16 protein-coding genes and 1 pseudogene are annotated in these 11742 nt (G+C 71.8%); 11 read left to right on the top strand and 6 right to left on the bottom strand.

The features are described from left to right. Both MMR14E_RS15835 and hflK read right to left on the bottom strand, forming a co-directional pair. The coding region (locus MMR14E_RS15835; RefSeq protein ID WP_331315583.1) for a protease modulator HflC at nt 1-954 on the bottom strand (954 nt) is incomplete at its 3' end. Beyond that, nucleotides 951-1967: pseudogene (gene hflK / locus MMR14E_RS15830) on the bottom strand (FtsH protease activity modulator HflK); the annotation flags it as partial. The pseudogene hflK and the gene MMR14E_RS15835, both read right to left, overlap by 4 nt. Before the next feature lie 216 nt (nt 1968-2183). Here hflK and MMR14E_RS15825 point away from each other — a divergent pair. After that, on the top strand, nt 2184-2444 hold the full coding sequence (locus tag MMR14E_RS15825; protein ID WP_331315581.1) for a hypothetical protein: 261 nt from the start codon (nt 2184-2186) through the stop codon (nt 2442-2444). A gap of 4 nt (nt 2445-2448) precedes the next feature. Then, complete coding sequence (locus MMR14E_RS15820) at nt 2449-2583, top strand: hypothetical protein (protein WP_280142566.1); 135 nt, start codon at nt 2449-2451, stop codon at nt 2581-2583. Here the strand turns inward: MMR14E_RS15820 and MMR14E_RS15815 are convergent. After that, the gene (locus tag MMR14E_RS15815; protein WP_331315579.1) at nt 2580-3968 is read right to left on the bottom strand and encodes a cytochrome P450; all 1389 of its coding nucleotides are present in this window, start codon (nt 3966-3968) and stop codon (nt 2580-2582) included. The two genes, MMR14E_RS15820 and MMR14E_RS15815, sit on opposite strands and share 4 nt — an antisense overlap. Before the next feature lie 134 nt (nt 3969-4102). Here MMR14E_RS15815 and fumC point away from each other — a divergent pair, with 134 nt between their 5' ends. From fumC to MMR14E_RS15795, 4 genes are all read left to right on the top strand, one after another. Further along, complete coding sequence (gene fumC, locus MMR14E_RS15810; RefSeq protein ID WP_020091298.1) at nt 4103-5512, top strand: class II fumarate hydratase; 1410 nt, start codon at nt 4103-4105, stop codon at nt 5510-5512. A 62-nt stretch (nt 5513-5574) separates the two neighbouring features. Beyond that, nucleotides 5575-5772 carry a DUF4169 family protein gene (locus MMR14E_RS15805; protein ID WP_056524383.1) on the top strand — a complete coding sequence of 66 codons (198 nt, stop codon included), beginning with the start codon at nt 5575-5577 and terminating at the stop codon, nt 5770-5772. A 50-nt stretch (nt 5773-5822) separates the two neighbouring features. After that, nucleotides 5823-6047: a ribbon-helix-helix domain-containing protein gene (locus MMR14E_RS15800; protein ID WP_331315577.1), complete on the top strand. Its 225-nt coding sequence runs from the start codon at nt 5823-5825 to the stop codon at nt 6045-6047. An 80-nt stretch (nt 6048-6127) separates the two neighbouring features. Then, nucleotides 6128-6754 (top strand): ParB-like protein, encoded by a 627-nt coding sequence (locus MMR14E_RS15795; protein WP_331315575.1) that lies wholly within the window; start codon nt 6128-6130, stop codon nt 6752-6754. A gap of 25 nt (nt 6755-6779) precedes the next feature. Here the strand turns inward: MMR14E_RS15795 and MMR14E_RS15790 are convergent, their stop codons facing one another. Then, on the bottom strand, nt 6780-7196 hold the full coding sequence (locus MMR14E_RS15790) for a PRC-barrel domain-containing protein (RefSeq protein ID WP_331315574.1): 417 nt from the start codon (nt 7194-7196) through the stop codon (nt 6780-6782). A gap of 120 nt (nt 7197-7316) precedes the next feature. Between MMR14E_RS15790 and mepA the strand changes: the two genes are divergently transcribed. The 3 genes from mepA to MMR14E_RS15775 all read left to right on the top strand — a co-directional run bounded on the left by mepA (nt 7317) and on the right by MMR14E_RS15775 (nt 9269). Next, nucleotides 7317-8237 (top strand): penicillin-insensitive murein endopeptidase, encoded by a 921-nt coding sequence (gene mepA, locus MMR14E_RS15785; protein WP_331315572.1) that lies wholly within the window; start codon nt 7317-7319, stop codon nt 8235-8237. A 115-nt stretch (nt 8238-8352) separates the two neighbouring features. After that, nucleotides 8353-8541, top strand: a complete 189-nt coding sequence (locus tag MMR14E_RS15780) for a hypothetical protein (protein WP_331315570.1) — start codon at nt 8353-8355, stop codon at nt 8539-8541. Nucleotides 8542-8774: 233 nt separating this feature from the next. Continuing rightward, on the top strand, nt 8775-9269 hold the full coding sequence (locus MMR14E_RS15775) for a PAS domain-containing protein (RefSeq protein ID WP_419539355.1): 495 nt from the start codon (nt 8775-8777) through the stop codon (nt 9267-9269). Between the two features lie 13 nt (nt 9270-9282). Here the strand turns inward: MMR14E_RS15775 and MMR14E_RS15770 are convergent, their stop codons facing one another. After that, nucleotides 9283-9603 (bottom strand): PetM family of cytochrome b6f complex subunit 7, encoded by a 321-nt coding sequence (locus MMR14E_RS15770; RefSeq protein ID WP_331315568.1) that lies wholly within the window; start codon nt 9601-9603, stop codon nt 9283-9285. Nucleotides 9604-9795: 192 nt separating this feature from the next. On the opposite strand from MMR14E_RS15770, the gene MMR14E_RS15765 reads away from it, so the two are divergent. After that, complete coding sequence (locus tag MMR14E_RS15765; RefSeq protein WP_331315566.1) at nt 9796-10473, top strand: HAD family hydrolase; 678 nt, start codon at nt 9796-9798, stop codon at nt 10471-10473. Between the two features lie 406 nt (nt 10474-10879). Further along, nucleotides 10880-11161 carry a hypothetical protein gene (locus MMR14E_RS15760; RefSeq protein ID WP_419539354.1) on the top strand — a complete coding sequence of 94 codons (282 nt, stop codon included), beginning with the start codon at nt 10880-10882 and terminating at the stop codon, nt 11159-11161. 8 nt (nt 11162-11169) lie between these two features. On the opposite strand, the gene MMR14E_RS15755 is transcribed toward MMR14E_RS15760, so the two are convergent. Further along, the coding region (locus tag MMR14E_RS15755) for an invasion associated locus b family protein (protein ID WP_331315565.1) at nt 11170-11742 on the bottom strand (573 nt) is incomplete at its 5' end.

Raw genomic sequence — 11742 nt, 5'->3', positions numbered from 1 at the left:
CCCGGTGGTCGACCCGGTGGTGGCGCTCGGATCGGCCGGTCCGCGCGGCCCGCGGGCCGCCGGGGCGGGTGCCCGGCCCTGCGGATCGCTGAAGAAGCGGAAGAAGTCCGTGTTCGGGCTGATCACCAGGCGGGTGTCGGATCCCTTCAGCCCGCTCTCGTAGGCCTGCATCGAGCGGTAGAAGCTGAAGAAGTCCGCGTCCTTGCCGAACGCGTCGGCGAGGATGCGGTTCTTGTCCGCGTCACCCTGTCCGCGCAGCTGCTCGGATTTCTGCGTCGCCTCGGCGAGGATCACCGTGACCTCGCGGTCGGCCTTGGCGCGGATCGTGGCGGCGATCTGGTCGCCGTTGGCGCGGATGTCGGCGGCCTCGCGCTCGCGCTCGGTCTTCATCCGCCGGTAGACGGCGGCCGAGTTCTGCGCGGGCAGGTCGACGCGGGTGAGGCGCAGGTCGACGATCTCGATGCCGAGCGCCTTGGCCTGCCGGTTCACGTCCTCCTGAATCTGGTGCATCAGCTGGCCGCGATCGGTCTTCACGATGGCGTCGCGGGTCGAGCGGGCGAGCACGTTGCGCAGGCCGGAATTGGCGAAGCTCGCGAGCCGCTGGTTGGCCAGCCCGACATTGCCCACCGCCTGGTAGAAGCGCAGCGGATCGACGATCCGGTAGCGGGCGAAGGCGTCCACCTCCAGGTTCTGCCGGTCGGCGGTCAGCACCGTCTGCACCGGCAGGTCGAGGTCGAGGACGCGCTTGTCGAAGATGACCACGTTCTCCATGAACGGGATCTTGAAGTAGAGGCCGGGCTTGTCCTCGCCGGTGGCGTTGAGGACGGCGCGGACGCGGCCGAACTGCAGGACGAGGGCCTGCTGCATCTGGCCGACGGTGAAGATCGAGGCGTAGAGGCCGATCGCGACGATCGCCGCGATCGCGATCAGGCCGGTGCGGAGAGCCTGTTTCATCGGGCGGCTCCCGTCTGGGTCTGGGCGCGGGCGCCGAACTCGGAGAGCGGCAGCACCGGCAGCACGCCGGCCGCGGTCGCCGCGCCGGGCTGCGTCCCGTTCTGGTCGATGATCACCTTGTTCACGGAACCCAGGACCTTCTCCATCGTCTCCAGGAAGATCCGCTCGCGGCTGATCGCCGGGGCGGCCTTGTAGGAGGCGTAGACCTCGCTGAAGCGCGCGGCCTGGCCGGTGGCGTCGGCGGTCGCCTTCGTCCGGTAGGCCTCGGCCTGCTGGACGATCTGGGACGCCTTACCGCGGGCCTGCGGCACTTCGCGGCTCGCGTAGGTCTTGGCCTCGTTCTGCGCCGTGTCGGCGTCCTGCTGGGCCGCGTTCACGTCGATGAAGGCGGGGCGCACCTCCGGCGGCGGGTTCACCGAGACGAGCTGCACCACCTCGATGCGCACGCCGGCGCCGTACTCGTCGAGCGCCTTCTGGACCATCTCCTTCACCTCCTGGGCGATGCTCGACTGCTCGTTGGTGAGGATCGCCTGGATGTTGCGGCGGCCGATCACCTCACGCATCGCGCTCTCGGAGATCGCCTTGATGGTGCCCTCCGGGTTCTGGAGGTTGAACACGAAGTCGGAGGCCTTCAGCGGGTTGACCCGCCACTGCACCTCGAAGTCGAGATCGACGATGTTCTCGTCACCGGTGAGCATCAGGCTCTCGTCCGGCACGTCGCGGGTGCGGCCCTGGCCGTTCGGGCCGGAGCGGAAGCCGATCTGGATCGAGTTCTGGGAGCCGACATCCGGCTTCACCACCCCGCCGATCGGGTAGGGGAAGTTGTAGCGCAGGCCCTCGCCCTTGGTGCCGACGTAGCGGCCGAAGATCGTCTCGATGCCGACCTGGCGGGGGTAGACGGTGTAGAAGCCGGTGGCGAGCCAGATGGCGATGGCCAGGACGGCGATCACCGCCGCGCTGCGGCCGCCGCCGACGCCGGTCGAGCCGCCGCTGCCGTAGCCGCCGCCCGAGCCGCGGGATCGCCACGATCGGCGCGGGCGCGCCGAAGGGGCTGCCCGCGCCCGCCGCCGCGGGCGAGAAGGACGCCGGCAAGACCGACGACAAGGCCCCCCGCCCCGCCGCCAAGAAGGAGGGCGAGGAGGGCAGCGCCGAGGTCGTGAGCCTGGACGCCTTCCGCAAGAAGAGCTGAGATCGCCCCTGGCCGACTCGACGGCCGGGGGGTTCGAGCGGTGGACGACACGGTCGCGCAGCCGATTCTGTCGGCGAGTGAGCGGAAGCATCGCGCCAAGCGCTTCAACGAGGGTCTCAAGCTAGCCGCGACCCTGCTGAACTCGTCAGCCATCGCGACGATCGGCATCGCGGTCATCAATCCCCTCGCCCAGCGGCATCTCGATCTGGTCGCCGATGGCGGCTGGACTTTGCTGATCGCGGCGGTCGTCCTACATCTCATGGGTCAGATCATGATCAGATTCCTGCGTCCGGAGGATTGATCGCATGACCCAAGCTTATGCCAACCAGATCCTCGCGCTGGCCCTCGCCATGTCGGCGACGATCTTCGTCGGTGTCTGGATCGCGAGCCGGATCTACGACCGCAACACGCGCAGGCTCGAGGCGCGTCGGGGCGACTAGCCCCGCGCCGCCGCCCCCATCCGCAAGCCGTGCTCCGGCCGGAGCGTCACCCGGTGGAGCGGCGTGACCGGCGGGTGATCCGCCGGCATCCGGAAGCGCACCGCCCGGACCACGTGGGCCAGCACGATCACCGCCTCCTGGATCGAGAAGCTCTGGCCGATGCAGACCCGCGGACCGGCCCCGAACGGCAGGTAGGCGAAGCGCGGGATCGCGTCCCGGTTCTCGGGCAGGAACCGCTCCGGCACGAAGGCCTCCGGGTCGTCCCAGAGCCGCTGGTGGCGGTGGAGCACCCAGGGCGCCACCATCACCAGCGAGCCACGCGGCACCTTGATCCGGCCGAGCCGGTCGTCGCGGACCGCCTGCCGGCTGAGGAACGGCACCGGCGGGAACAGCCGCATCGCCTCCTCGATCACCGCCCGGGTGAAGGGCAGGCGCTCGACGGCGAAATCCCCCGGCCCGGCCGCGTCGACCTCGGCCTCGACCCGCGCCTGCGCGGCGGGATCCTGCGACAGGCAGTAGAGCGCCCAGGTCAGGGAATTGGCCGTGGTCTCGTGGCCGGCGGCGATGAAGGTGACGATGTTGGCCTTCACGGCGAGGTCCGAGAGCCCGTTGCCGGTCTCGGGATCCTGCGCGGCGAGCAGCAGCGTCAGCAGGTCCCGCGGCGCCTCGCCCCGCCCCATCAGAGCCTTGCGCCGGGCGATGAGTTCGTCGACGACCTCGGCGAAGAAGCGCCCCGCGGGCCGCGCCCGCAGGCGGCCGATCCGCGGCACGAAGTCGGGCACGCCGAACACGTCGAGGGGGTCGATCGGCCCGACGGCCTCGAGGAAGCGCGTGATGGCGCGGCCCAGGGCGTCGGGATCGCTCGGCAACCCCTGCGTGAAGATCGTCCGCTCCAGCACGTCGAGGGTGACGCGGGTCATCTCCAGGGCGACGTCGACCGGCTTGCCGTCGCGGCGGACGAGGCGGCGGCCGAGCCGCGCCCCGGCGGCGTTCATCGCGTCGGAGAAGCCCTGGACCGTGCGGGCGTTGAAGATCGGCGCCAGCGTCCGGCGCTGGAGGCGCCACTCGTCGCCCTCGGCGCTGAGCAGGCCGTTGCCGAGCCCCGGGGCCAGGACCCGGCGCTGGAGGTCGTCCTTGCGGTAGCCGTCGGGGTTCTCGATCAGCAGGTAGCGGATCAGCGCCGGGTCGCTCACCAGGGTGATCCGACCCATCGCGCCCTCGGCCGCCACGACCGGCAGCTTGAAATGCGCGTCCATCCAGGTCGTGATCGGGTTCTTCCGCGCCGCCCGCAGGAACTCGAACAGGCCGAGCGGCTCCTTCAGCGGAGGCGGCACGGTCGGGCGGAACCGGGTGGCGGGCTCGGGCAGGTCGATCGTGGCGGTCATCGGCTCCCAGTTCGGCTTCATGGTCCGGCGGGAACAGAGCCCCGCCCTTGTCGGCGCGGGGGGAAAACCGGCATCGCGATTCACCCGCACCTCATTTAAGTAGGCACCGCACTGCACCAGACGTAGAGGCCACGATGTCGCCCACCGAGACCGCCACCCGCACCGAGTCCGACACCTTCGGTCCGATCGAGGTCCCGGCGCATCGCTACTGGGGCGCGCAGACGCAGCGCTCGATCCAGAACTTCAAGATCGGTACCGACCGGATGCCGGCGCCGCTCGTCCACGCCCTCGGCGTCGTGAAGCAGGCCGCCGCCCTGGTGAACAAGGATCTCGGCGCCCTCGACCCGAAGCTCGCCGACGCCATCGCGGCCTCGGCCGCCGAGGTCGTGGAGGGCCGCTACGACGACGAGTTCCCGCTCGTCATCTACCAGACCGGCTCGGGCACCCAGTCGAACATGAACGCCAACGAGGTGATCGCCAGCCTCGCCAACGAGCGGCTGGGCGGCCAGCGCGGCGGCAAGTCGCCGGTCCACCCGAACGACCATTGCAACCGCGGCCAGTCGTCCAACGACACCTTCCCCACCGCCATGCACATCGCGGTGGCCCGCGAGATCCAGGGCCGCCTGCTGCCGGCGCTCTCCCACCTCCACGCCGCCCTCGACGCCAAGGCCAAGGCCTTCGACGCGATCGTCAAGATCGGGCGCACCCACCTGCAGGACGCGACGCCGGTCTCCCTCGGCCAGGAATTCTCCGGCTACGTCGCGCAGGTCGCCCTCGGCGGCTCGCGGGTCGCCGCGACCCTGCCGGGGGTGCTGGCGCTCGCCCAGGGCGGCACGGCGGTCGGCACCGGCCTCAACGCCCATCCGGAATTCGCCGAGCGCTTCGCCGCCAAGGTCGCCGAGCTGACCGGCCTGCCCTTCACGTCGGCCGAGAACAAGTTCGAGGCGCTCGCGACCCACGACGCCCTGGTGTTCACGCAGGGCGCCCTCTCGGCGCTCGCCGCCGGCCTGTTCAAGATCGCCCAGGACATCCGCTTCCTCGGCTCGGGCCCGCGCTCCGGCCTCGGCGAGCTGTCGCTCCCCGAGAACGAGCCCGGCTCCTCGATCATGCCCGGCAAGGTCAACCCGACCCAGTGCGAGGCCCTGACGATGGTCTGCGCCCAGGTGATCGGCAACGGCACCACGGTGAGCTTCGCCGGCTCCCAGGGCAATTTCGAGCTCAACGTGTTCAAGCCGGTGATCGCCAACGCGGTGCTGCAGTCGATCCGCCTGCTCGCCGACGCGGCGGTGAGCTTCACCGACAATTGCGTCGTCGGCATCAAGGCCAACGAGGACAAGATCGCCGACCTGATGAGCCGCTCGCTCATGCTGGTGACCGCGCTCGCCCCCTCGATCGGCTACGACAAGGCCGCCGAGATCGCCAAGACCGCGCACAAGAACGGCACGACCCTCAAGGAGGAGGCGCTGCGCCTCGGCTACGTGACCGAGGCGGAGTTCGAGCGCGTGGTCCGGCCGGAGACCATGCTGGCCCCCAGCGCCGACTGATTCGTCTGAGACTCGCCGGCGCGGTCCGCCCGCGCCGGCCGCGGGACACCGGGAGGCGATCCATGGCCGAGATCATCAACCTGCGTCAGGTCCGCAAGGCGAAGGCCCGGGCCGAGGCCGACACGAAGGCCGAGTCCAACCGCATCGCCTTCGGGCAGCCCAAGAAGGCCAGGACGCTCCAGCAGCGCCGCAAGGCCCTGGAGACCGAGCGCCACGAGGGCCACCGCCTCGAGCGGGGCGAGCCCGATCCGGCAGACTGAGAGCAGATCCGGATGCGGCAGCCCCACCGTCCTCGCGCGGCCGATCGCGCATGAGCCCGGGCATCACCAAGCGCTCCGTGATGATCGCCGGCCACCGGACCAGCGTGTCCCTGGAGGACCCGTTCTGGGCGGCCCTGCGGTCGATCGCGGAGGCGCGGGGCCAGTCGGTCCAGGCCCTCATCGGGCACATCGACGCCGGCCGCGACGGCCAGAACCTGTCCTCGGCGATCCGCGTGTTCGTGCTGGAGGCCGTCCGCGCGATGCCGGAAACGTGAGCGCCGCGCGCCCTGGCCGGTTTCCCGATCCCGAATAGGTTGTGACGGTCGCGTGACAAATCCACGCAGAAGGAGACCCCATGGCCAACCGAGAGCCGCTGCTCAAGACCATCCCGATCGCGGAGCTGCGCCCGACTCAGATGACGGTGGGCTACCGGGAAGTGGCGGAGAAGCGGCGGCGCTGGCGGGAGTACGACGGCGAGAAGAAGAAGGAATTCCTCGGCGCCCACATGATCCCGACGCTGCTCGGGCCGAAGAAGCGCCACTACATCATCGACCACCACCACCTGTCCCGCGCCCTGCACGAGGAGGGCGTCGAGAGCGTGCTCGTCACCGTGGTGGCCGACCTGCACTACCTCGACAAGGACGCGTTCTGGACGGTCTGCGACCACAAGTCCTGGACCCACCCCTACGACGCCGACGGCGTGCGCAAGCACTTCGACGACATCCCGAAATCGATCGACGCCCTGGTGGACGACCCCTATCGCAGCCTCGCCGGCGAACTGCGCCGGGCCGGCGGCTTCGCGAAGGACACGACGCCGTTCAGCGAGTTTCTCTGGGCCGACTTCCTGCGGCGGAACATCAAGGAGAAGCGGATCGAGAACGATTTCTCCTCGGCCCTGGAGCGGGCGATGTCGCTGGCCAAGTCCAAGGACGCCGACTACCTGCCGGGCTGGTGCGGGCCGGTGACCCGCCAGGTCCGCTGAGCGCCGATGACGCGCCCGGCGTCGCCTAGATCCCCCAGTAGGGCGCCGCGTCGTAGTAGCGGTGGATCTGCTCCTCCCAGGCGCCGTCCGCGGTCGGATCGGTGCCCTCGGGCGTGCGGGCGGGGGCGGCGCGCAGCTGCGCCTCGGTGATGTCGACCACGTACGCGTCCTGCTGCGGCTCGAACCGCAGCACCGACCAGGGCAGCGTGTAGAAGTCCTCGCCGAGGCCCAGGAATCCGCCGAAGCTCATCACCGCGTAGGCGACCCGGCCGGAGACCTTGTCGAGCATCAGCCGCTCGATCCGTCCGACCCGGGTCCCGTCGGGCCGGCGGACATCCGTCCCGACGACCCGATCGCTCGCGATCAGGCGGCGGGGTGACCGGTCGCTGGGGCTCGCCGCGGCGGGCTGACCGCTCGCCGATCCCGTCTCCGTGGCCGTCATCGCCGACTCCCGACCGTTCCCGCGCCCCGCGCGCCGTCTGCCCGAAAAACGCCCCGCCCCTGGGCCACGTTCCGGCGGGTGCCCGCGCCCGCCCTCTCCAGCCGGACGAACAGCCCCCGCATGCCGATGCCGCGTTTCGCCCAGAGCCTCGCGCTCGCCGCCCTGCTCCTGCCCGCCGCCGCGCAGGCCCAGGACCGCGGCAGCGTCAATCCGAAGCCGCTGCCGCCCCTGGAGCACCCGGACGCGCCCTCGACGCCCGCCAAGGCCCTGTTCGGACGGGTCGCCAAGGCGTCCGCCGGACCGGCCCACATCTACGGCTTCTACGCCAAGGGCTGCTTCGCCGGCGGCGAGGCGCTGCCGCTCGACGGGCCGAACTGGCAGGTCATGCGCCCGTCCCGCAACCGCATGTGGGGCACGCCCTACCTCGTCGACTTCATCGAGCGGCTGTCGCAGAAGGCCGCCCGGGTCGGCTGGCCCGGCCTGCTCGTGGGCGACATGGCCCAGCCCCGGGGCGGCCCGATGATCACCGGCCACGCCTCGCACCAGATCGGCATCGACGCCGATGTCTGGCTGACCCCGATGCCCGACCACCGCATGAGCCGGGCGGAGCGCGAGGAGACCTCGGCCACCGACATGGTCCGCCGCGACCGCCTCGACATCGATCCCGAGGTCTGGACGCCGACGCACCTGCAGCTGATCAAGCTCACCGCCGAGCAGCCGGAGGTGGAGCGCATCTTCGTCAACGCGGCGATCAAGAAGGCCCTCTGCCGCGACGCCGCGGGCAGCCGCTGGATGTCCAAGGTGCGCCCGATGTACGGGCACAATTACCACTACCATATCCGGCTCGCCTGCCCGGCCGGCCAGGAGGATTGCCAGCCCCAGGGCGCGCCGCCGCCGGGCGACGGCTGCGACGACCTCGGCTACTGGTTCTCGGACGCGGTGCTCCACCCGAAGCCCCCGAAGACGCCGCCGAAGCCCAAGCCGGCCATGACCATGGCGGCGCTGCCCGCCGCCTGCCGGGCGGTGCTGAAGGCGCCTTAGGCCGGAGCCGCGGCTACGCATCCGCCCGGTTGCCGCGGGTGGGCGACGGGATCGCGGCCGCCCGTCGCCGGCCGGGCCGCTCGGCGCACCGGCCCCGATGTGCTAACGGCCCCGGATGCCCCGCTGGCTCTTCATCCTCCTCGCGACCGCCCTCGCGCTCTCGGTCCTCGGCAGCGTGCTGATCGTGCTGCGCAGCCCGAACAGCACGCCGCCCCTGCGGGGCGCCGCCGCCGGCGCCCCGGTGACGGGCCCGCAGACGGGTCCGCAGACGCNCGGACAAGGTGGTGATGTCGTCGCCCGGTGACGGGCCCGCAGACGGGTCCGCAGACGCGGCCGGACAGCCGCAGCCCGTGAGGCTCAGGCGGCGCCGCCCCGGCCGGGGCCTGCGGGCGGCGGACCGCCGGAGCAGCGTTCGGCGCCCGCGATCCGCGAACCGCGCCGCGAGAGACTGGACCGCGCGGGCAAATTCCGGCTTGTTGCCCCGCGAGACGCTGGTCGGATGGCCGACCGGCGCGGCGTTGTGAGGGGCTGATCCGGATGGAGACGGGCGGGAGCGCCACGAGCCACGTGCCGGACGACCTGAAGGCGGGATCGCACCGGGGCGATCCCTTCGCGGCCGCCGTGCGGGCGACCCGCATGCCGATGATCATCACCGATCCGGCCCAGCACGACAATCCGATCGTCTTCGTGAACGAGGCGTTCCTGAAGCTGACCGGCTACACCCGGATGGAGGTGGTCGGCCGCAATTGCCGCTTCCTGCAGGGGCCCGACACGGAGACGGCGGCCGTCGACCGCCTCCGCGACGCCATTCGGCGGGCGGAGGATGTCCGGGTCGACCTCCTCAACTACCGCAAGGACGGCTCGACCTTCCAGAACGCCCTCTACGTCGGGCCGGTGCGGGATGAAGAGGGCCGGGTCGTCTACTTCTTCGCCTCGCAGCTCGACGTCAGCGAGCACTACGCGCTGACCGCCGAGATCGAGCGGCTGAAGGCCGCCCTGGCGGAGGCCGAGGCCAAGCTCGCGGCCCGCTAGGCCGCCGGGGGGATCAGGGCTTCGTCAGGAACCCGATCGGCTCGCGCCCCGGCTGGCCGAGCCAGAGCAGGACCGCGCCGAGCCCGAGGCCGATCAGGGAGGCCGGCGCCAGGGTGAGCGGAAGGCCCAGGATGTGCCAGAGCCAGGGCGCCGCCCCCTCGACGCTGCCCTGCAGGGCGCCGGCCTTGTCCTTGAACAGGGTGGCGATCACGTCGGAGAGCGGCGTCACCCGCAGCCCGTTGTTGGCGACGGAGCGGGCGCCGTCGTAGACCAGCGCGACGAAGCCGCCGGCCATCAGCAGGAAGCCCAGGACGCGGGCCAGGAAGCGGAACATCGCGGGGCCTTCTGAGCCTTACGGGCCTTGGGAGGCGGAGCGGCGCGCCCGGGCGCGCCCGCCCCGGGAGTATGGGGCCGCGCCGCAAGGTGCAAGCGCCCGGCAGGAGCGTCGATCCGCGCGGTTGCCGGTCCTTCGGGCCCGTGCCACAGGGTCGGCGGGCGGCGGCGGGCCGTGCGGGAACGGTCGACCTTGGACGCGCGCGCGACGACTCTCGGCCTCGTGATCTTCGATTGCGACGGCGTCCTGGTGGACAGCGAGCCCCTGAGCCTCGCCTGCCTGACGGCCGGGCTCAACCGGATCGGCGCGGACATCGACTTCGCCACCGTGCGGGCGCGCTTCACCGGCACCGCGATGCCCTCGATCATGGCGCACGTCGCCCGCGACTACGGTGTCACCGCGCCCGACGGCTTCGTCGAGGCGGTGAAGGCCGAGACCCTGGCGCTGTTCGACGCGGAGCTGCGGGCGATGCGCGGCGTCGCCGAGGCGGTCGGCGCCGTCGGCCTGCCGGTCTGCGTCGCGTCGAGCAGCGACCCGGTGCGGCTGCGCCACTCCCTGACGCTGACCGGGCTGCTGCCCCTGTTCGGCGACCACGTCTTCTCCTCGGCGCAGGTGGCGCGGGGCAAGCCCTTCCCCGACCTGTTCCTGTTCGCCGCCGCGCGGATGGGCGTCGCCCCGGCGGCCTGCCTCGTGATCGAGGACAGCGTCCCCGGCGTCACGGCGGCCCGGAGCGCCGGCATGCGGGTCGCGGGCTTCACCGGCGGCGGCCACTGGGGGCACGACCCGGCGGGCGCCGCGCTCGCGCAGGCCGGCGCGGCCCCGATCTTCTCGGACTTCTCGGACCTCGCCGCGGTGATCGCGGCGGCCTGAACGATCCGCCTCTCGGACGCGCGGCCGGAACCGGCTTCCTGCCAGGCGGGCCCTCGAAATCGGAAGTCCGTTCCGTTGACGGTGCGCGGCGCCACGCCCATTTTCAGGGTGCCGGTTCGGCCGAGCCCCTCGGGCGCTCGACGGGACCGGCCGCGGTCCTTTGAGAAGCGTAGCTTGCGCCGCGTGATCAAACGCTAAAGCACTGCGCCGGCCCCGCGCCGCGCGGTCCTTCAGTCTGGAGGACGTCCGATGGTCACTCGCACATCGTCCCTTCGATCCCTGCTCCCGCTCGCACCCCGCTGCCCCGCCGCCCGCCGGCGCTGTCGACGCTGAAACCCGTCGATTCTCAGCAGCAGCCACCGCGATCCGGCACGGCGACGAGCCGGCCCAGGGAGTTCCCAATCCGATGCACAGTCACGCAGAGTCCATGCCCGGCGACCGTCCCGACCTCGCGGATCCGGCCATCGGGCCGGCCGAACCCGCCCGGGTGATCGAGATCGGTGAGGTCACCGCCGGGATCGCCGTCCCCGAGGGGCGCGGCGTCCGGTTCTTCTCGTCGGCGCGCGATTTCGACGGGCTCGACGGCGCCGTGTTCCGCACGGCCGAGCAGGCGACCCGCGCGGCCCGCGCCCGCATGAGTGCCCGGTCCCCCGACCGGGCGCACCGGCCCGCGCTGCGGCGGGCCTGACCCGCCCGCTACTTGCTKCACTCGTCCCGGGTGCGCTTCATGGCCTCCGCGAACCCGCCGAGCGCGTACTCGTCGCTCGTCGGGTTCCCGCGCAGCGAGGTGGTCTTGATGATCAGCTTCGGGTTGCGGGCGCTCATCTCGGAGACGACCCGCGCCTCCTCGGCGGGGTTCTGCAGCCAGGCATTGCCGTCCTTCACCACGAGGCCGTAGCGGCTGGCGCCCAGGTTGAGGCTCGGGTCGGTCGGCGCGGCCGCGGAGCCGGGCTTGACCTGGGAGGCCGCGGGCTTCGACGGGAAGCCCAGCATCACCGCCACCTCGTTCTGGATGTTCTCGCCCTTGCGGACGCTCACGAACAGGTAGGCGGTGTCGCGCTTCAGGGTCTTGGGCGAGCGCGTCTGCGGCTGCGCGATCGCGTAGCAGAGCTTGTTGCGGCCGTCGCCGTTCACGAACACGTTCCAGTCGCCGAAGATCGCCACCGGGGTGGCCTGCTGCATGCCCGGCGGGGTCGCGGTCTTCTTCTCGGCGCGCTTGCTCCGCTCGCGGCCGTGCCGCCGCCCGCGCCGCGACGGGGCCGCGTCGCC

This window comes from Methylobacterium mesophilicum, from assembly GCF_036441335.1.
GTDB classification, from domain to species: domain Bacteria; phylum Pseudomonadota; class Alphaproteobacteria; order Rhizobiales; family Beijerinckiaceae; genus Methylobacterium; species Methylobacterium mesophilicum_B.
The sequence above is the reverse complement of the archived record's forward strand: the minus strand, read 5'-3'. Positions and strand labels throughout refer to the sequence as shown.

Bases quoted from the DNA above. Each gene is read 5' to 3' on its own strand.
- MMR14E_RS15820 (WP_280142566.1), top strand. From the start codon at position 2,449: ATGACCCAAGCTTATGCCAACCAGATCCTCGCGCTGGCCCTCGCCATG.
- MMR14E_RS15815 (WP_331315579.1), bottom strand. From the start codon at position 3,968: ATGACCGCCACGATCGACCTGCCCGAGCCCGCCACCCGGTTCCGCCCG.
- fumC (WP_020091298.1), top strand. From the start codon at position 4,103: ATGTCGCCCACCGAGACCGCCACCCGCACCGAGTCCGACACCTTCGGT.
- MMR14E_RS15805 (WP_056524383.1), top strand. From the start codon at position 5,575: ATGGCCGAGATCATCAACCTGCGTCAGGTCCGCAAGGCGAAGGCCCGG.
- MMR14E_RS15800 (WP_331315577.1), top strand. From the start codon at position 5,823: ATGAGCCCGGGCATCACCAAGCGCTCCGTGATGATCGCCGGCCACCGG.
- MMR14E_RS15795 (WP_331315575.1), top strand. From the start codon at position 6,128: ATGGCCAACCGAGAGCCGCTGCTCAAGACCATCCCGATCGCGGAGCTG.
- MMR14E_RS15790 (WP_331315574.1), bottom strand. From the start codon at position 7,196: ATGACGGCCACGGAGACGGGATCGGCGAGCGGTCAGCCCGCCGCGGCG.
- mepA (WP_331315572.1), top strand. From the start codon at position 7,317: ATGCCGATGCCGCGTTTCGCCCAGAGCCTCGCGCTCGCCGCCCTGCTC.
- MMR14E_RS15775 (WP_419539355.1), top strand. From the start codon at position 8,775: ATGGAGACGGGCGGGAGCGCCACGAGCCACGTGCCGGACGACCTGAAG.
- MMR14E_RS15770 (WP_331315568.1), bottom strand. From the start codon at position 9,603: ATGTTCCGCTTCCTGGCCCGCGTCCTGGGCTTCCTGCTGATGGCCGGC.
- MMR14E_RS15760 (WP_419539354.1), top strand. From the start codon at position 10,880: ATGCACAGTCACGCAGAGTCCATGCCCGGCGACCGTCCCGACCTCGCG.